This is a genomic window from Kribbella orskensis (assembly GCF_004342085.1).
GTDB lineage: Bacteria > Actinomycetota > Actinomycetes > Propionibacteriales > Kribbellaceae > Kribbella > Kribbella orskensis.
Genome location: NZ_SLWM01000008.1, coordinates 235,705 through 254,457 on the forward strand (window position 1 = coordinate 235,705; position 18,753 = coordinate 254,457).

At 69.5% G+C, this 18,753-nt stretch carries 18 protein-coding genes; 12 read left to right on the top strand and 6 right to left on the bottom strand.

What is annotated here, in order from left to right:
- Window positions 1–35: 35 nt before the first annotated feature.
- Window positions 36–836 (top strand): IclR family transcriptional regulator, encoded by an 801-nt coding sequence (locus EV644_RS23150; protein ID WP_199239953.1) that lies wholly within the window; start codon window positions 36–38, stop codon window positions 834–836.
- Here EV644_RS23150 and EV644_RS23155 read toward each other — a convergent pair.
- Genes EV644_RS23155 through EV644_RS23170 form a run of 4 tightly spaced genes read right to left on the bottom strand, consistent with a single transcriptional unit; the run spans window position 772 to window position 4,178 of the window.
- Entirely contained in the window at window positions 772–1,416 is a 645-nt protein-coding gene (locus EV644_RS23155) for a DUF624 domain-containing protein (protein ID WP_132190784.1), read from the bottom strand. The genes EV644_RS23150 and EV644_RS23155 overlap by 65 nt on opposite strands.
- Window positions 1,409–2,149, bottom strand: a complete 741-nt coding sequence (locus EV644_RS23160; protein ID WP_132190785.1) for an SDR family NAD(P)-dependent oxidoreductase — start codon at window positions 2,147–2,149, stop codon at window positions 1,409–1,411. Before EV644_RS23160 ends, EV644_RS23155 begins: the two co-directional genes overlap by 8 nt.
- Entirely contained in the window at window positions 2,137–3,258 is a 1,122-nt protein-coding gene (locus EV644_RS23165) for a mandelate racemase/muconate lactonizing enzyme family protein (protein WP_132190786.1), read from the bottom strand. Before EV644_RS23165 ends, EV644_RS23160 begins: the two co-directional genes overlap by 13 nt.
- Complete coding sequence (locus EV644_RS23170) at window positions 3,258–4,178, bottom strand: dihydrodipicolinate synthase family protein (protein WP_132190787.1); 921 nt, start codon at window positions 4,176–4,178, stop codon at window positions 3,258–3,260. The genes EV644_RS23165 and EV644_RS23170 overlap by 1 nt, the downstream gene beginning before the upstream one ends.
- A gap of 112 nt (window positions 4,179–4,290) precedes the next feature.
- Here EV644_RS23170 and EV644_RS23175 point away from each other — a divergent pair, with 112 nt between their 5' ends.
- The 8 genes from EV644_RS23175 to EV644_RS23210 all read left to right on the top strand — a co-directional run bounded on the left by EV644_RS23175 (window position 4,291) and on the right by EV644_RS23210 (window position 13,647).
- Window positions 4,291–5,109: an IclR family transcriptional regulator gene (locus tag EV644_RS23175; RefSeq protein WP_132190788.1), complete on the top strand. Its 819-nt coding sequence runs from the start codon at window positions 4,291–4,293 to the stop codon at window positions 5,107–5,109.
- Window positions 5,106–6,554, top strand: a complete 1,449-nt coding sequence (locus EV644_RS23180; protein ID WP_132190789.1) for an ABC transporter substrate-binding protein — start codon at window positions 5,106–5,108, stop codon at window positions 6,552–6,554. The genes EV644_RS23175 and EV644_RS23180 overlap by 4 nt, the downstream gene beginning before the upstream one ends.
- Window positions 6,555–6,558: 4 nt before the next feature.
- Window positions 6,559–7,524, top strand: a complete 966-nt coding sequence (locus tag EV644_RS23185) for a carbohydrate ABC transporter permease (RefSeq protein ID WP_132190790.1) — start codon at window positions 6,559–6,561, stop codon at window positions 7,522–7,524.
- A complete protein-coding gene (locus EV644_RS23190; protein ID WP_132190791.1) occupies window positions 7,521–8,387 on the top strand; it encodes a carbohydrate ABC transporter permease in 867 nt (288 codons plus the stop codon). Before EV644_RS23185 ends, EV644_RS23190 begins: the two co-directional genes overlap by 4 nt.
- On the top strand, window positions 8,371–9,243 hold the full coding sequence (locus EV644_RS23195; RefSeq protein WP_132190792.1) for an SMP-30/gluconolactonase/LRE family protein: 873 nt from the start codon (window positions 8,371–8,373) through the stop codon (window positions 9,241–9,243). The genes EV644_RS23190 and EV644_RS23195 overlap by 17 nt, the downstream gene beginning before the upstream one ends.
- Window positions 9,240–10,367, top strand: a complete 1,128-nt coding sequence (locus EV644_RS23200) for a mandelate racemase/muconate lactonizing enzyme family protein (RefSeq protein WP_132190793.1) — start codon at window positions 9,240–9,242, stop codon at window positions 10,365–10,367. Before EV644_RS23195 ends, EV644_RS23200 begins: the two co-directional genes overlap by 4 nt.
- A 93-nt stretch (window positions 10,368–10,460) precedes the next feature.
- Window positions 10,461–13,202, top strand: coding sequence for a golvesin C-terminal-like domain-containing protein (locus EV644_RS23205; RefSeq protein WP_132190794.1), 2,742 nt, complete (start codon window positions 10,461–10,463; stop codon window positions 13,200–13,202).
- Entirely contained in the window at window positions 13,189–13,647 is a 459-nt protein-coding gene (locus tag EV644_RS23210) for an NUDIX hydrolase (RefSeq protein ID WP_241998654.1), read from the top strand. The genes EV644_RS23205 and EV644_RS23210 overlap by 14 nt, the downstream gene beginning before the upstream one ends.
- Before the next feature lie 33 nt (window positions 13,648–13,680).
- On the opposite strand, the gene EV644_RS23215 is transcribed toward EV644_RS23210, so the two are convergent.
- Window positions 13,681–13,992: an ArsR/SmtB family transcription factor gene (locus tag EV644_RS23215; RefSeq protein WP_132190796.1), complete on the bottom strand. Its 312-nt coding sequence runs from the start codon at window positions 13,990–13,992 to the stop codon at window positions 13,681–13,683.
- 88 nt (window positions 13,993–14,080) lie between these two features.
- Here EV644_RS23215 and EV644_RS23220 point away from each other — a divergent pair, with 88 nt between their 5' ends.
- The 3 genes from EV644_RS23220 (at window position 14,081) to EV644_RS23230 (ending at window position 17,926) form a co-directional block, all read left to right on the top strand.
- On the top strand, window positions 14,081–15,280 hold the full coding sequence (locus EV644_RS23220; RefSeq protein ID WP_132190797.1) for an MFS transporter: 1,200 nt from the start codon (window positions 14,081–14,083) through the stop codon (window positions 15,278–15,280).
- A gap of 70 nt (window positions 15,281–15,350) precedes the next feature.
- Window positions 15,351–16,406, top strand: coding sequence for a hypothetical protein (locus EV644_RS23225; RefSeq protein ID WP_132190798.1), 1,056 nt, complete (start codon window positions 15,351–15,353; stop codon window positions 16,404–16,406).
- Window positions 16,403–17,926, top strand: a complete 1,524-nt coding sequence (locus EV644_RS23230; protein WP_132190799.1) for a hypothetical protein — start codon at window positions 16,403–16,405, stop codon at window positions 17,924–17,926. Before EV644_RS23225 ends, EV644_RS23230 begins: the two co-directional genes overlap by 4 nt.
- 57 nt (window positions 17,927–17,983) lie before the next feature.
- Here EV644_RS23230 and EV644_RS23235 read toward each other — a convergent pair whose 3' ends face one another.
- Window positions 17,984–18,727: an SDR family oxidoreductase gene (locus EV644_RS23235; protein WP_132190800.1), complete on the bottom strand. Its 744-nt coding sequence runs from the start codon at window positions 18,725–18,727 to the stop codon at window positions 17,984–17,986.
- Window positions 18,728–18,753 lie beyond the last annotated feature (26 nt).

Consider the following 18,753-nt stretch of genomic DNA (forward strand, 5'->3'; position numbering starts at 1 on the left):
GATACGGAAACCATATTTCAGGGAGAGGTGAAGTCGTGGCGCGTGCGATCGGCCGTGAGGCCGGGCCCGGGACGCAGAGTGTCGAGCGGGCTCTGTCGCTGCTGTCCGAGTTCACCGAGGCCCATCCGCAGCGGCGTGTCTCCGAACTGGTGGAGGCGACCGGCCTGGGGCAGTCCACCGTCTCCCGGCTGGTCGGGGCTCTGGTGGCCCTCGGCTTCCTCGCGTACGACCAGCGCAGCGGCCTGTACGGGATCGGCCCACGGGTGATCACCCTGGCCGGCATCGGGCTGAACGAGATGCCCGTCCACCAGCAGTCCCGCCAGGTCGCGCAGAACCTGGCCGCGGACCTGAACCTCGGCGCCAACGTGGCCGAGCGCCGCGGTGCCGAGATGTTCTACCTGTGCCACTTCGAGGGCCGCGCGGCCGGGCGGTCGTCCACGCTGGTCGGTCGGACCGGACCGCTGCACGCCACCGCGATCGGCAAGGCACTGATCAGCGAGCTGCCGCGGTCGGAGTGGCAGGAACTGGTCGGCGACAACCTCGCGCGCTACACGCCGCACACCGTCACGGACCCCGACGAGCTGGAGCGGATGCTCGCCCAAATCCGTGAGCGCGGCTACTCGCTGGAGCTCGAGGAGCTCGCCTTCGGCCGGGCCTGCCTGGCCGCGCCGATCCGCGACCGGACAGGTGCGATCGTCGCCGCGCTGTCGGTGTCCGGGCCGCTGACCGCGATGGACCTGGCCACCCGCGAAGAAGCCCTGGCCAGGCAGGTCATCGAGCAGGCGGACCAGATCTCGTCGGGCCTGGGGTACCACGCGTCGGCCGCGGTGAGCTGACCCGCCGCACCACCAGTACCGCAGCCAGCGCCGCCGCGGCCGGGCCGAACACGAGAACCACGGGTACGACGTACCAAGCACCAACAGCAAGCGCGACCAGTACTACGGTCGCGGCGAGTGGTAGAGCCGGGCGCCGCCAGCCGAGGTGCAACGTGACCAGCCAGAGCTCCTTCACCGGGCGATCCCAGGCTGACACCACAGCAGCCGGCAAGATCCACAGCGTGACCAGGTAGCCCAGGAACACCACCGACAAGGGGACAGCCCAGACCGTCTGCCTGGCGGCGGCGAGGTAGAACGCCAGCACCCACACGGTGGCCAGCGGTAGGCCGAGGACCAGTTGCCCACGGCCGAGCCACACCCGCCAGGCCGACCAGAAGCAGGACCACGGCCTGACCTCGGGCTCGTCCAGATAGGCCACCGTCAACCGGTGCGCAGCAAGGGTCGCCGGCGCCAACCCGGCGACGACCAAGCCGGCGGCAACACCGAGCAGCCAGAGCAGCGTGATCACCGCCAGGCGGAGCGGCCAGTCGAGAAGTCGGTAGATCGGTGCGAGCCGACCAGTGAGGTCGATCTCAGGCATCGCGCAGCCTGGCTTGGAGGTCAGCGCGCCCGGCAGCAGCCGGCGACATGACCGACAAGCCGCCGTCCACCGGTAGCACCACGCCGGTGATCCCGGAAGCTTTCGGACCGGCCAGGAACGCAACAGCGTCGGCAACCTCCCGCGCCAGGATGGTCCGGCCGATCGGGTAGCCGACCGCCGCGTCCGGGAGTTTCTCGCCGCCGACCATGCCGGGCGCTACTGCGTTCACCCGGACCCCGCGGCCGCCATACTCGACCGCGAGTTGCCGGACGAGCGCGTCGATCCCGCCCTTGGCCGCGGTGTAGGCCGCGGCCCAGGGAGCGGCGACCAGGGTGTTCACCGAGGACACCGCGACCACCGCGGCCGCGTCGCTCTCGAAGAGATGCGGAAGGGCCGAGCGGACCGGGAAGAAGAAGGTGTCGAGCGTGTTCGACAGCGCGTCGAACCACTGCGAATCCGTGGTCCGATGGGCGGGTTCTAGCGGCATCCGGCCGGCCGCGGTCACGAGTACGTCGAGCCCGCCGAAGTCGGCCACCACATGCGAGACCACCTGGGCCGCTCCGTCGGGGTCGGAGCAGTCGGCGGTCAGCCGCAGGTCCAGCCCGTCGACCTTGTCGTCCTCCAGCGACGCCCCCGCGACCCGGCAGTCGTCCGCGGCCAGCGCGGCCACGATCGCCTGACCGATGGGCGTCGTGGCCCCGATCACCAGGGCGCGCCGCGTCACCGGATGCACGCCGCGCGCACGGCATCCTCGTTGACCTCGACCCCGAGCCCCGGCCCGGTCGGTACGGCGAAGCCGAGCATGCCTGGCTCCAACGGCGTCACCAGGACCTCGTTGACCGGGCCGAACAGCATCGGGTGGAACTCGTAGGCGAGCAGGTTCCCGACCGCCGCCGACGCGTGGATGCTCGCGGCCATGATGATCCCGAGCCCGGCCGAGTGGTGCGGCGCCAACGGGGTGAACCAGGTCTCCGCTACGGCCGCGAGATCCACCAGTTCGGTGATCCCGGTCCGGCCGGCGTCGGGCTGGAGGATCGAGGCGGCGCCTTCCAGCAGCCACGGCTTGAACTCCTGCCGATGCCGCAGGCTCTCCCCGATCGCCACCGGGGTATCGATCCGCCGAGCCACTTCCGCATGACCTGCGACATCTTCGAACCCCACCGGCGCTTCCAGGAACCAGCCGCCCATGCTGTCGAGGCCCCGGCCGAGCCGTACCGCCTGGGCGACGTCGTACACGCCATGGATGTCGACGGCAACCAGCAGGTCGTCGTGCACGTTGCGAAGGGCCTCGACCGTCGCAAGGTCGGCCCGTACTCCGTGCCCCAGGCCGAGCTTGACCTGCCGGACGCCCTGGTCGACCCACTCCCGTGCGATGGCGACCCGCTCGCTGTCCTTCTTCCCCGGCAACCCGGACACGTACGTCGGTACGACGTCCCGCTGGGCTCCGCCGAGCAACTGGTGCACCGGCACCCCCGCGATCCGGCCGGCCAGGTCCCACAACGCCACGTCGATCGCGGCGACGGCGTCACCCTGATGCCCGCCGAGGTGACCCCGCTCGCGCATCAGTGCACGCAGAGCGGTGACCAGCGGCCGGACCCGGGTCGGGTCGGCTCCCAGCAGCGCGGGCTTCAGCAGTAGCTCGATGATCTTGCCGGGGACCTCCGGCGCCACCGGTGCCAGGGCTTCACCCCAGCCGACCGAGCCGTCGTCCGCGGTCAGCTTGACCAGCAGAGTCTCCCGCCCGGAGGCGTAGATGCTCGGCCAGGGCGGCTTGGTCGTGTACGTCCGGTCCGGTCCGGCCAGGACCAGCGGAAAAACCTGTACGTCAGTGATGGTTGGCATCAGCGGATCCCGGTCAGCGGAATGGTGCCGGCAGGAAGGTCCAGCCGGTCGAGTATCGCAGCCAGTCCGGCCCTGGCCCTGGTGTCCAGCTCACGGGCCGGAACGCGGACGGCCGCGTGGTCGATCAGGCCGCGGCGGACCAGGACCTCCTTGTGCACGGCCCAGGCGATCCCGGACTGCAGCCCGTACACCAGCAGCGGCAGCAGCAGGTCGAACCTCGCCCGGGCATCGTCGTACCGGCCGGCTCGCCAGTCGGTGAACACCGGCGCAAGCAGGTCGGGGATCTCGCAGGCGGGCATCGTGCCGATCGCCCCGGCCGCGAGCTCGTCGAGCAGGAACTGGGCGTTCTGCCCACCGAGTACGACGAAGCCGGGCTCGTCGATGCGGTCCACCACAGCGGCGACCTTCGGAGCCGTCGGTGGCGCCTCGACCTTCACCGAGGTGACTCGGTCGATGGTGGCGAGCTCGGCGATCTGCTGCGGCGACATGGCCACCCCGGTCGCGCCGGGGGCGTCCTGCACCATCACCTCGGGTCCGACCGCGGCGACGGCGGCGTAGAACGACGGCAGCTGGGCAGGACTCGGCGGCACCATGAACGGCGGCAGCACCATCACCGCGTCGGCTCCTCCCGCGGCCGCCTCCCGGGCCTGTTCCACCGCCGTCACCGTCGAGGTGGCGGCGACGCCGACCACCAGCGGGACCTGTCCGGCCACCACCTCGGCGACCGCGTTCGTGACGAGCCGGCGCTCGGTCGCGGTCAGGGCGAAGGCCTCGCTGGCCATGCCGAGCACGGCGACGCCGTCCACCCCGCTGGCCAGCTGGAACCCGGTCAGCCGGCGCAGGCTCGGCAGATCCAGACTGCCGTCGGGATGGAAGGGCGTGGCCAGGATCGGAACCAGGCCTTGGACGGTGGGGGCCACAGGAAGCTCCTCGATGTTCAGCATTCGGCATCCGATGGGTGCTTGACGAGATCCATCATGTGCGTAAGGCTGCCACATAGTGGATGACAACGTCCATCATTCGAGGAGAGGAATGCAGGCTGTGAGTGCCGAGGCTGGGACGAACCAGAGCGTGGAGCGCGCCGCGGCCGTCCTGCGGGCGTTCACCGGTCCGGGCGCCCTGCGCGTCACGGAGGTCGCCAAGCTGGCAGGCCTGCGGCAGTCCACCGCCTCCCGCCTGCTGAGCACCCTCGAGCAGGCGGGTTTCGTCGAGCGCGACGCGGACGGGCAGTACCGTCTGGGCGCCGACCTGATCACCCTGGCCGGCGCCGCGCTGAACGGACATCCCGTGCACCACGCGGCCCGACAACGCGCCCAGTCCCTGGCGGCGTCCACCGGGCTCGGCGCCAACGTCGCAGTACGGCGTGGAGATCACGCCTTCTACCTGTGCAATTTCGAAGGACACCTCGCACCGCGGTCGTTCGCGCTGACCGGCCGCCGCAACCCCCTGCACGCCACCGCACTCGGCAAGAGCCTGCTGCTCGGAGTCGAGGGCCGGCGCGACCTGCTGGGGGAGCTGGAGAGATACACCCCGCGCACCATCACCGACCATGACGTACTGACCGCTGCGATCGAGCAGGTCGCCTGGCAGGGCTACTCGACCGAGACCGAGGAACTGTCCCTCGGCCGGTCCTGCCTGGCCGCACCCCTGCGCGACCGGACCGGCCGGGTCGTCGCCGCGCTGTCCCTGTCCGGGCCGTCGAGTGTCGTCGACCTTCCCGGCCGGGAGCACGAACTGTCCCGCCTCGTCGTCGAGACCGCGGACGCCATCAACTCACAGTTGGGCCACCACGGCCCGACCGACCGCCAGATCCCGGCGCCCCCGCGCCACGACCTCCGGAGCCGATCATGAAGATCCGCCCTGCTCTCACCGTGCTCACCTGCGCGGTGGCGCTCGCCCTGTCAGGGTGCAACCTCGTCGGAGGCAGCCCGGACTCGGGCAACGCCACCGACAAGGTCACCGTCACCGTCGCGCTGGTCCCCGACCCGCCCGGCGCCAGCCAGTTCTACCGCCAGCAGTTCGACGAGTTCGAGAAGGCCAACCCGGGCATCGCGGTCAAGGTGCTGGAGAACCCCTCGGACCAGCAGCTGAACGCGGTCGAGCTGATGTTCCAGCAGAACAACGCTCCTGACATCTTCCGCGCCCAGGACGACGGGATGGACCGGATGGCCGCCCGCGGCTGGGTCGCGCCGCTGGACGAGTTCGTCACGCCGGAGTTCCTGAAGCGGTTCCCGGAGGGCAGCATGGACCCGGCCACCTCCGGCCTGCACCGCGACGGCAAGCTGATGAGCCTGCCGCTGGTCTGGGGTCCGTGGTCGACGCTGCGGGTCTTCCTCTACAACGAGGACCTGCTGAAGAAGTCCGGCTTCTCGGCGCCGCCGAAGACCTGGTCCGAGCTCGAGCGGACGGCCACCAAGGTCACCGCCGACGGCAAGGGCAAGTACTTCGGCTACGCGCCGACCGCGGCCAAGGCCGTCGGCGTCGAGATGCTCGCCGACACCGCCGTCCCGTACTCCGTGCCCGCGGCCGGCATCGACTACCGGACCGGCAAGCCCGCCACCTCCAGCCCGGGCCTGGTCGAGGCCGTCGAGCTGAACCGGCGGATGCAGGCGGCGAAGGTGATGATGCCGGGCTGGGAGAGCTGGGACGGCAGCCGTGCGTTCAAGGAGTTCGCGGCCGGCCGGCTCGCGATGTACCCGACGCCGCCGTGGCACGTCGCCGAGGTCCGCAAGCTGGCGCCCGAGATCAAGATGGGCATCACCGGCCTGCCCGTGCCGGACGCGGGGCGCGGCGCCTACCTGCCGCTGACCAAGTCCTTCAGCCCGCTGTGGTCGATGTCGTCCAAGTCGGAGCACAAGGCGGAGAGCTGGAAGGTGATGGACTTCCTCTCCTCGGAGTCGTTCCACAACGCCTACTACAAGAAGTTCGGCACGCTCACCGCCCTCGAGGGCGCCTGGAAGGCCGAGGCGGAGAAGAACCCGGACCAGGCCGCGATCCTGAAGGTGGCCGCGGAGACCATGCGGCGCGCGCCGAACCCGGCCCTGGCCAGCACCGGCGGCCGGGCGGTCACCGACGCGCTCGCGGCCAAGCCCGACCTGAAGCACACCGACGCCGCGTTCAGCTCGATCATCAAGAACCAGCCGTTCGCCCCGGTCGCGGCCAAGCTCGACAAGGACCTGCAGGCCTACCTCGACAAGACCTCGGCCGACCTGAAGGCGAAGGGCAAGGAGGGCTCGGCCAAGGACCTCACCTTCGCCGGCTGGGATCCCCTCAAGGACTACACGCCGGGAGGCTGACCGCATGACGACGACCGTCGAGCGTCCGCTCGCGAAGGCCCCGGCCCCGGCCACCAGGTCGCGCCGGCCGGGGCGGTTCCGCAAGCACCTGTGGAGCTACCTGTTCCTGGTCCCGCTGGTGCTGCTGTTCGGTGGCTTCACCGTCTGGCCGATGATCGCCAGCTGGTGGTACGCGTTCTTCAACTGGGACGGGGTCGGCTCGCCGACCGACTGGGTCGGCCTGGCGAACTTCCGCGAGGTGCTCGGCGCCGACGCGTTCTGGCGCGCTTTCTGGCACTCGTTCGCGTTCTCGCTGGCGGCGATCTTCATCGAGATGCCGCTGGCCCTGGTGATGGCGATCCTGCTGAACAGCAGCTGGCTGCGCTTCCGCAACCTGTACCGGCTGGTGCTGTTCCTGCCGGTGGTCGCCACCACCGCCGTGATCGGGATCGTGATCGCCATCCTGCTCGACCCGGCCGGCGGGCTGGTGAACCGGATCCTGCTGGACACCGGCCTGGTCGACCAGCCGGTGAACTTCCTCGGCAGTACGTCGACCGCGCTGCCCACGCTGCTGTCGATCGACGTGTGGAAGGGCTTCGGCATCACCTTGATCTACTGGCTGGCCGCGCTGCAGACCGTGCCGAAGGATCTGCGGGAGGCCGCGGCGATCGACGGCGCGGGCTTCTGGCGGGCCCTGCGCTTCGTCACCCTGCCGGTCGTCACGCCGATCGCGATCGTGATCCTGCTGCTGGTGTTCCAGCGCAGCCTGAACACCTTCGACCTGGTCCGCGCGGTCACCGAGGGCGGGCCGGACTACGCGACCGATGTGGTTCCGACCTACATCTACCGCTACGCGTTCGACCCGTCCCTGCAGGCACCGCGGTACGGGTTCGCCTCGGCGGCGGGCGTCGTCTTCGGGCTGCTGACGCTGGTCGTCACGTTGCTGCAGGCACCTTTCCTGAAGCGCCGGCTGTCCGGAGGCAAGGCATGAGCGGAGGTGTGGGACTGCGCCTGAACCGGCGCCTGAACCGACGCCTGGTCAGGCGCAACGTCTGGCACCTGCTGCTGATCCCACTGTGCCTGGTCTGGATCTATCCGTTCGTCTGGATGATCTCGGCCGCCTTCAAGACGCCGCGGGAGATGCTGATCGGCGGCCTCTCGCTGCTGCCCGACGAGGCGACGCTGGAGAACTTCCAGCGTGCCTGGACGACGGCGAAGTTCAGCACCTACACGGCGAACACCATCACGTTCTCGATCGCGGTCGTGGTGCTGGTGCTGCTGGTGGCCTCGACCGCCGGCTACGCGTTGGCGAGGCCGGGACTGCCGGGCAAGAAGGTGTTCGTCGGGGTGCTGATCGCCACGATGTTCATCCCGCACGGCTACACCATCATCCCGACCTTCATCGTGGTGAACGGCCTCGGGCTCGGCAACGGCCTGCTCGGTTCGGCTCTCGCGCAGGCGGGTCCAGCGCTCGTCGTACCGGTGCTGTTGTTCATGGGGTTCTTCAGTGGGATCCCGAAGGAGCTGGAGGAAGCCGCGCGGATGGACGGCGCGGGGTACCTGCGGACGTACTGGCGGGTGATGCTGCCGCTGGCGAAACCGGTGATGGGCACGGTGGCGCTGATGAACTTCATCGGCGCCTGGAACGCCTTCTTCATCCCGCTGGTGTTCACCCTGGGCAATCCGGACCTGCGCACGCTCGGCGTCGGGATGTACGGGTTCTACGGCCAGGACACCACCGACTGGACCGGACTCGCGGCCGCGGCCTGCATCAGCGTGGTGCCGATCGTGGTGGTCTTCCTGTTCCTGCAACGGACCTTCGTCGAGGGGATCGCGGGTGCGGTCAAGAGCTGACCTGATCTCCACCTCCGCTTATGTGCAAGGGGAATCACCCCGGCTCGATCCCAGGACCGGTGAGCTGGTCTGGGTGGACATCTCGGCCGGCCGGGTGCATCGCGGCAGCCTCGCGGACGGCGTACTGACCGTGTCGCGGGACTACGAGATCGGCCGGCCGGTCGGGGTCGCCGTACCACTGGCCGAGGTTGGTGCCGGGTGGGCGATCGCTGTGAAGGAGGGGTTCGCCCACCTGGCGGAGAATGGCACGGTGACGCCGCTGGTCACCGGCCTGACGTCCGGGCGGGACCAGATGAACGACGGCGCCTGCCATCCGGACGGCAGCTTCTGGGCCGGCTCGCAGGCGCTCCCGCGGGAGCCGCACGCGGCGCTTTTCCGCTTGTCGCCGGACGGCTCGGTGGACACCATGCTGACCGGCCTGACCGTTGCCAATGGCATCGACTTCAGTCCGGACGGCCAGACGCTGTACTTCGTCGACACCCTCCCGCACCGCCGCCTCGAAGCCATCGACCTGTCCACCGGTACGCCGGGCGAGCGCCGCACGATCGTCGAGGTCGGTGGCGGGAATCCCGACGGGCTGGTGCTCGACGACGAAGGTTGCATCTGGGTGGCCGTGTGGGATGCGAGCGAGGTCCGTCGGTACGCGCCGACGGGTGAGCTGCTGGCCACCGTCGAGCTGCCGGTACCGAGGCCGACCGCGGTCTGCTTCCAAGGCAACACCCTGGTGATCACGACGGCCTCGCTCGGGCTGGCTGATCCGCCGCCTGGCAGTGGCGGGTTGTTCGCCGTCGACGCCGGAGTCGCGGGCTCTGCGTCGAGGCCGTGGCGAGGCAGATGTGATGGGGTGGACGCATGAAGATCGAGGAGATCGACCTGGTGTCCCTGCCGGCGGCGGACGACTGGCCGGCGCTGGTAGCGGTGGTGCGGACCGAGGACGGCCTGACCGGGATCGGCGAGGTCGGCATGCGCGGCCGGGAGCGGGCGGCGGCTGGGCTGGTCGAGGATCTGCGCCTGCTGCTGGTCGGCGTCGACGCCACCCGGATCGAACACATCTGGCAGCTCGGCTACCGCTCCGCCTTCTTCCCGTCCGACCGGCACCACGGGTCCGTGCTGGCCGGGATCGACATCGCCTTGTGGGACCTGCAGGGCCGGCGCCTCGGAGTACCGGTGCATGCGCTGCTCGGTGGGCGCTCGCGGGACTACGTGCCTGCTTATGCGCATGTGCGCGGTGGGTCGATGGACGACGTGCTCAACCATGCGTCCGAACTGGCCGAGCAAGGATGGCAACACCTGCGGCTGACGGCGTGGGATCCGGAGGAGCCCGAGTACAACGCTCGCCGGGCCGTTCGGTGGACCGTCGAGCTGATGCGGGAGTTGCGGGCCGGACTGGGTGACGAGATCGAGTTGCTGCTCGACGTGCACACCCGGCTCGACCTGGCCGAGGCCGTCCAGCTGTGCCGTGAGCTCGAGCCGCTCCGCCCGTTCTTCGTCGAGGACCCGCTGCGGAGCGAGCACCTCTCGGCGTACAAGTCGCTCCGCGGCCGGGTCGGCGTACCGATCGCGGCGGGGGAGCAGCTGTGTACGAAGTGGGAGTTCCGGCAGCTGGTCGAGGACGAGCTGATCGACCACGCCCGGATCGACCTCGGGCACACCGGCATCACCGAGGGCCGCAAGATCGCCGCCCTCTGCGAGACCCACCACGTCCAGCTCGCCCTGCACAACTCGATCGGCGCACTCTGCACGGCCGCGTCGACGCAGTTCAACACGGCGCTGCCGAACGTGAGTGTGCAGGAGCAGTGTCAGCGGGCGACGCCTCCGCTCGGCGCCTTCACTTCGACCATCCAGGCCGAGCCCGGCCGGCTGACCGCCACGGACGCACCAGGCCTGGGCATCACCGCCGACCTGTCCCAGGCGCTGCCTCCCGAGACGGCCGTCATCCCCCGGCTGCACCGGCCGGACGGCTCGGTCACCAACTGGTAGCGATCCATGGTGTAGATATCTCATCTGCACTATGGACATGAAACCCGCGCGGTCATATCGTCGGTTCACGCCCGAGACGTTGGGAGCCGTCTGATGACCGTCCGCCCTGTTCGATTCCTGGCCTCACTCGCACTCATCGCATCCACCCTCACCGTCTCCGCCGTGGCCGGCGTCGCGCCGGCCACGGCCGACCCGGCCCCCGGCCCGAACCACGTCCCATCCGGGTACCAGCTCGACTGGTCGGACGAGTTCTCCGGCACGACGCTCGCCGCGGACGACTGGTACAAGCGCGAGGGCTCGAAAGCGATCTGCAAGAACGACCCGGACAACGTCACGGTCGGCGGCGGGGTCATGCACATCGCGCTGGAGAAGGAGGTGAACGGCGACACGGACTACACCTGTGGCGGCATCATCTCGACGAAGACCTTCGGCTACGGGTACTACGAGACGCGGGCGAGGTTGTGGGGCGACAAGGGCTTCCACTCCGCCTTCTGGCAGATGGGCCTGGCCGACTACGTGCCGGACGCCCCGGCGTACAAGGGTCCGTACAACAGGTTCAACGAGATCGACGGGTTCGAGATCGACTCGCACGCGCCGGGCACGGTCCAGCAGCACACGCACTGGACGGTGCCGCAGCACATCGGCAACCCGGGCGGGGTGTACGCCGGGCCGGACTCGTCGGACGGATACCACACGTACGGCTACGAGTGGCTGCCGACGGTGATCCGCTTCTACGTGGACGGCGTCTTGAGCCGCACTCTCGCCTACCCGGGACCGCATGCCCTGCAGAACGTCTGGCTCACCACACTCGGATTCACCCAGCCCGTGACCGAGACGAACCTGCCGGGTGAGACGACGTGGGACTACTTCCGCTACTACAAGCCGATGGACTCCGCCAGTGACGTTGCCTCTGGTGAAGTCCTTGTAGACAACGGAGATCCGGGCTACGCCGAGACCGGTACGTGGTCGGCCGCAGGCGATGCGTACGGCTACCAGGACAAGGTCACCCGGCGCGCGGCGACCACGGGTGCCTCCGCGACCTGGACACCTGCTCTGCCGGCGACGCAGTCCTACGAGGTCTACGCGTGGAACCCGGACTTCATCAGAACCGGTAGTACCGCGGCCCGCTACGCGATCACCCACGACGGCGGCACTACGAACGTCCTGGTGGATCAGACGAAGGCGGGTCAGCAGTGGATCGACCTCGGCTCCTACGTGATGACACCGGGAGCCGACCAGAAGGTGCAACTCGTCAACAATGCGGGTGCGACCGGCACGCTGCGGGCGGACGCGGTGAAGTTCGTCCCGACGGTAGTGATCGACAACGGCGGCGCCGGGTACACCGAGGCCGGGCCGTGGACCAGTACCACCACGGTGAAGGGCTGGCAGGGGACGGACACCCGCTACTCGTCCACCTCGACCTCCACGGCTCGGTGGACTCCGCAGCTACCGGCGGCCGGGCGGTACGACGTCTACGCGTGGATCCCGGGGAACTCCCTGAACGTGACGACAGCGCAGTACGTCGTCAACAGCAGTGCCGGGGCCAGTGCGCCGGTGGATCCTGCTGAGTCGGTGGGAGTCGATCGGTGGGTGCGGCTGGGTAACTACGAGTTCGCGGCAGGTGGTGCGGGCTGGGTCGAGTTGAGCAAGCCGTCGGGGCATGAGGGCTATCTCCGCGCCGATGCGGTGAAGTTCGTCCCGGCGCCTGCCGCCGACGCGGTGGCTCCGGCGACCCCGACGAATGTCACCAAGACCGTGCAGACGTTCCCGGCGATGGGCGACGCGGTGCTCGACCTCCAGTGGACTCCGGTGACGGGCGCGGATGTGGTCGGGCACCACGTGTACCTCGACGGCCGGCGCCAGACGGCGAACCCGCTACGCCGTGGATCGTTCCAGTTGCACGAGCTGGCTGCCGGGCAGACGTACCAGTTGTCTGTCACGACGATCGACAGGTCCGGCAACGAGTCGCCGGCCTCAGCCCCGGTCGCAGTACAGGTCCCTGCTGATGCTCAGGCTCCTGCGACGCCTACTGGTCTGGTGGGGGAGGCTGCGAACGGCCAGGCGGTTCTGTACTGGAACCAGAGCCCTGAGCTGGATCTGCTCGGCTACAACATCTACGCCGACGGTGTACTGGTGAACACCGATGAGCCGGTCGGCAACATCGGGAATCCCGGATTGGTTGCCCAGGGCATCCCTGTGCCGGATCTGGCGAACAACGTGGCGCACAGCCTGCAGGTGAAGGCCGTAGACCTCAGCGGCAACGAATCGGCGCCAGCGACGGTCTCGGTGACGCCGCTGCCGATGGCGATCGTGGGCGTCGCGGACCCGGGCTACACCGAGGTCGGGGTCTGGGCGGCGTCCAGTGTGCCGGGCTGGCTGACCACGGGGACTCGTGCGGCCAACGGTGTCGGCAGGAGCGCCGACTGGCGGCCGGACCTGCCTAGCGGCGGCCAATACGACGTGTACGCGTGGGTGCCCAACCACGAGAACAGCACAGCGGCCGCGCACTACGTGGTCACCCATGCGACTGGCATTGCGAGCAAGGACCTCAGTCAGAAGACCGGTGGAATGCAGTGGATCCTGCTCGGCCGGTACCAGTTCGCCGCCGGTACAGCGGGGCACGTCACCGTCTCCAATCCGTCCTCCGCCGGCTACCTCCGCACCAGCTACACCAAGTTCGTTCCGGTCAGCCCTGATTGTCGGAGGGTGCTGGCAGGGTCGGCGCATGCGGAGTTCGGTGCGGAGGGTTCAGGAGTTGGTGCGGGGGATTGTGCCGTTCGACGAGGTGGAGGCGGGGCATCGGGACGAGGCGTTGAGGTGGTTGGCGAGCACTGACGATGTGTTCCGGCGGGTGAAGCCGGCGACACCGAGTCCGCATCTGGTGTCGTACGTGGTGGTGATCGATCCGGTGGATCGGAGCACTCTGCTGGTGGATCACCTGAAGGCGAAGTTGTGGCTGCCGCCGGGCGGCCACGTCGAGCCGGACGAAGACCCGGTGGACGCCGCCCGCAGGGAGGCATCCGAGGAGCTCGGCGTCGAGGCTGAGCTCGCGGATGCCTTGCCGGCTTTCATCACCGTCACCGAGACGGTCGGGGTTGATCACGGGCACACCGACGTGAGCTTGTGGTTCGTGGTGCACGGGCGGCGGGGGAGGTTGTTCGTGACTGATCCGGCCGAGTTCCGTGAGGCGCGGTGGTGGACGCCCGAGGAGGTCCGTGCGGCTGATGCCGAGGTGTTCGACCCGCACTACCCGCGCTTTGTCGCGAAGCTCGCCTGCTAGCGCGGCGTCCGCAGTACTGGCGCCCGCAGTACGTCAGCGTTGGGCGGCGAGGACCCCGGTCAGGAGACCGGGGTAGAGGGTCTCGAGGTCCTCGCGGCGGAGGGTGCTGATGCGGCGGGTGCCTTCGGTGTGGGTGCTGAGGACGCCGGCCTCGCGCAGGGTGCGGAGGTGGTGGGCCCGGGTGGAAGCGGTGACCGGGAGCTCGATGTCGCCGCACGCGATGCCCTCGGGTGCGTCAGCCAGAGCGCGGACGATCTGTAGCCGGACGGGTTCGCCCAGTGCCTGCAGGACCGTCTCGACGCGAATCTCCTTGCGGTCCGGCTGCGGCAGTGCCCTTGTGGTCATGGGTCCATAGTACGACGCCTGTCGAAGTTCGACGAAGATCGTAGTACGATCAACGTCGAACTAGTCGTCCACCCCGGAAGGTCCCTTGATGTCCGTACGCATCTACCTGCTGGCCGCGGGTGCTTTCGCCGTCGGCACCAGCGCGTACGTCGTGTCCGGCGTGCTGCCCGCCGTCAGCTCCGAGTTGCACGTCTCGCTGACAGCCGCGGGCCAGCTCGCCACCGCCTTCGCCCTCTCGTACGCCGTCGGCGCGCCGCTGTTGTCGACGCTCACGGGCCGCTGGGAGCGCCGTACCCTGCTGATCGCGGCGTTGCTGCTGGCCGCACTGGGCAACGGCATCGCGGCCATCGCGACGAACTACCCGATCCTCATCCTCGGCCGGATCGTGGCCGCGCTCGGCGCCGCTGCTTACACCCCGGCGGCGACGTTGTTCGCGACCGGATTCCTGCCACCGGAGGAGCGTGGCCGAGCGGTCGCGGTCGTGTTCGGCGGACTGACCTTCGCCCTGGTGCTCGGCGTACCGGCGGGCAGCCTGCTCGGTGACAGCCTCGGGTACCGCGGGGTGTTCGCGCTGATCGCGGCTGTCTGCCTCGTGGTCGCCCTCGCGGTGCGGTCCGCGCTGCCGAAGGCGGCCGCGCCGGCTGCGGTGAGCTTGCGCGAGCGGTTCGCCGGACTGACCGACCGGCGCGTCCAGACCGTACTGCTGATGACGGTGCTGGCCGTGCTCGCGACCATGAGCGTCTACATCTACGTAGTGCCGTTGCTGGCCGAGACCGCCCATCTGAAGGGTGGAACGGTCGGCATCCTCCTCCTCGTGTACGGCGTGGGCGCGGTGCTGGGCAACCTGGTCGGCGGCCGGGCGACGGACCGCTTCGGCAGCCTGCGCACGCTGACGGTGACGCTGATCGGCTTCACCGCGGTGATCGCCACCCTGACCCTGTCCGCGACGACCGTGGCCGGTGCCGCCATCGCGCTGTTCGTCTGGAGCCTGTTCACCTGGGCCTTCAACCCGCCGATCCAGAACCTCCTGCTGGAGCTGGGCGAGGGCGGCGGCCTCCTGCTGGCCATGAACGCGTCCGCGATCTACCTGGGCGCAGGGCTGTCCGCGGTAGCAGGCGGCGTGATCATCAAGCTGGTAGGCGTTCAGTTCCTCCCGCCGATCGCCGCAGTCCTCGGTCTGGTGGTGCTCGGGCTGCTGTACACCTTGCGTCGTGACCCGGCGTTGCAGCAGGTCGAGCACCTTGAGCCGGTCGACGCCGAGGACTGCCTGGCCGCGGCGGTCGACTGACCAGCAGGCCGCCCGACACCCCAGGTGCCGGCTCAACCGGTAGACCCCGGCTAGGGCAGACTTTCGGCCCATGCGTCTGCTGGCCGGCCTCCTGCTCCTGACCTGCTGGGCTCTTCCTCAGGTGGCATCGGCGGATCCCTCGCCGACGCCCACCGAGATGGAACAGGGCACAGTCACTCCCCTTGACGTAGTGGAGGGCTGGAAGAGCTCGCCTGTGTACGTCGAACCGTCGCAGCGCTCGCTGGTTCCGGAGCAGGAGGCCGCCCGGCTCGCTGAAAGGGTCAGTGGGCAGAACGAGGCCATCCGGATCGCTGTAGTACCAGCAGCCGCTCTCCGCTTGGGTGCGCAGGAAGGCGCCGCTCGGGCCTTCGTGGACGAGGTGGTGGACCAGCAGAAGGCTGACGGGATCTACCTGATCGTCTTCGGCGGAGCGATCACCTGGGGGAGCGCGGTGGGAGTCGACACCTCCATCGCCGAGATCCTGACGGATGAGCTCGAGAAGCACAGCCGGTCGGATCCGGTCGGGCTGCTGGACGGCGTACTGGACGAACTGGACGTCCCGGGCTCATCGAGCGGTACTCCGGGGTGGCTGTGGCCGCTGGCGATCGTGCTGATCGTCCTGGTGGGGTTGGGCTTCGGCCTGCCGTGGTGGAAGCGCCGCCCGGGCAAGCACGAAGGGCCCGCGCTCTACCGGCCGTCGTACGACGTACTGCCGGATGAGGCGGACACTCTCGAGGAGCGGCAGAAGCTGGCCCGGGAGGACGTGACGCGCTTCGGCGAGGAACTGGACACCGCTGACGTGCGTCTGGACGGCGTGAACACGGCAGGGGATGTGCAAGCCGCGCTCGATGCGTACACGGAGGCCTGCGGGGTGGTCGACGGCCAGCCGGATGACGCGCGGTTGCGGGAGGTCCGGGCCACCGTGGAGTACGGCCGCTGGCGGCTCGCCACGGCGCAGGCCCTGGTGGCCGGAACGCCTGTACCGCCGAGGCGGGCCGCCTGCTTCTTCGATGAGGCGCACGGAACCTCGGTGACGGACTGGATGTGTACGCCTGTTGGTGGACGAGCGCGGGAGATCCCTGTCTGCACGTCCTGCCAGGCCCGGCTCTCGGGAGCAGCACGGTGAACCGCTGGACCGGACTGCTCGGCGCTGCCGCGGTGGTCGCTGCTACGACACTGCCAGGCCTCGCCGCACAGGCAGCGACACCGACGCCCACGCCAAGGCCGACCCCGAAGCCCAGCACCTCGAAACCAGTCTTCCGCTACACCCCACCCGACATCGAGGGCGATCGACGGAAGGCCCAGGCGGCCGCCGAGTCGTACCTGAACGACGTCGCCGCCAAGCTCGGCCAGACCGGTCTCTGGGTCGACCCCGACGTGAAGAAGCTGAGCAGCACCGAGACCGCCGAACTCGACAGACTGGCGAAGGCGGCCGTCGCGCCGCTGCGGATCGCGGTGATCCCGGCCGAGAAGATCGACACCGCGCCCGCCTCGATCTCGTCGTACACCAGGCTCGCCTGGGAGGGCGAGGAGATCGCCGACCAGTTGTACGACCGGGTCGGCGTCGAGGGCGTGTACGCCGTCCTCGTGGACGCCCGGTCCGAATCAGCCGGGCGCGGGTTCCACGCGGTACAGCGGGCGGACCACGGGCCGACCTACCACGTAGGTGACGGGGTGGACGACGCCGTCGACTGCTGTGCGCCGGACTACGAGGAGATGCTCACCAGGTTCATCGAGCGCGCCCAGGAGGTCGACAAGCCCCTCTACATCGACGTCGCCCCGTACGCCGGTGGCGTGGCCGGAGTAGCGGCCTTGTGGTGGGGCGGTACTGCGCTGGGTGCTCGCCGGGCGCGGCGGAAGGACGAGGAAAAGCACCTGGAGGTCTCGCGGCCGGTGCTCAACGAGGAGATCATCGCGCTGTCGCAGCAGGTGTCCTCGCTGCCGACCCCGGCTGATCCCCAGCAGTCCAAGCTGTCCAAGGACGTGCTCGACACGGTGGAGAAGGCACGGCACCGGCTCGACGAGGCCAAGGGGGACGCCGACATCGAGGCTGTCGCCTCGCTGCTCGGCTCGGCCCGCTACGGTCTGGCCTGCCTGGATGCCCTGCGCGCGGGCAAGCCGATCCCCGAACCGACTCCACCGTGTTTCTTCGATCCGCGGCATGGCCCGAGCACCACGTCGACCAACTGGACGCCGGAAGGTGGCAGGGAGCGGGGCATTCAGGTCTGTGACGCCTGCGCCGCCCGAGTGGCCGCCAACGAGCAGCCGGACATGCGGATGGTGACGGTACGGAACCAGCCCCAGCCGTACTGGACGCTGGCGGAGGAACTGGCCTCGTACATCGATGGCTACTGGTCCCAGGGCGATGGGCGCCGGTGGTACTTCCCCGACGAGGACGCGCGTCGCGCCGGTGACGCCATGCGTGCCCGCTGGCGCGCCCGCCGGCCCGGTGCTCGTTTCAGCCGCTGGAGCGGTGACGTCGGCACCTCGCTCGGCAACTGGTCCTCGTCCAGCGGCGACGGCGGTGGCGGCGGGTGGAGCTCCGGCACATCCCGCCGGCGCTCCTACTCGTCCCGGACCCGATCCAGCGGCGGCGGCTCCAGCCGCCGGTCTTCGCGGCGCTCCGGCGGCTCCCGCGGCTTCTGACCGACCGCGCGCCACGTGCAGCGGAGGACCTTCCGGGGCGGTGCGCGGTCGAGTCGGTCAGTGGGACTTGAGCCACTCGGCGTAGGTGGTCTCGGACAGCGTCGCGCCCTCGCCCGGGACCAGGCTGCGCTCCTCCAGCTCGGTGCCGAAGTAGGTGCCGTGCGGATCGACCACGACCTTGCGCGGGTCGTTGCTCAGGGAAAGGTGCTGCTGGATCAGGTCACCGAACCGGAACTCCTCCGGCCCACCGATCTCGGTCTTCCCGTTCAGCGGCGAGCCGACCGCGGTCCGGCCGACCGCCGCGGCGACGTCCTCGGCCGCCATCGGCTGGATCAGGGCGTCCGGCACCAGGATGACGCCGTCCTCGGTGGCCGAGTCGGCGATCCGGCCGACGAACTCGTAGAACTGCGTCGCCTCGACGATCGAGTACGGGACGGACGACTTGGCGATCAGCGCCTCCTGGGCGGCCTTCGCCTCCAGGTATCCGCTGTCCGGCAGCCGCCCGGTGCCGACCACCGACAGCGCGACGTGGTGTCCGACGCCCGCCTCGGCCTCCGCCGCGAGCAGGTTGCGGGTGGACGTCTCGAAGAAGTCCATCACCGCCTTGGCCTCGAAGGACGGCGAGTTGGACACGTCGATGAGCACCGACGCGCCGGTCAGCACCTCGGCCAGACCCTCGCCGGTCAGGGTGTTCACGCCGGTGTCGGGCGACGCCGGCACCGCCTCGTGGCCGTGCTCACCGAGTTTGGAGACGAGGTACGACCCGATCAGTCCGCTGCCGCCGATCACTACGATTTTCATGGGGGCCCCTTCGCTGCGTCCGGAGG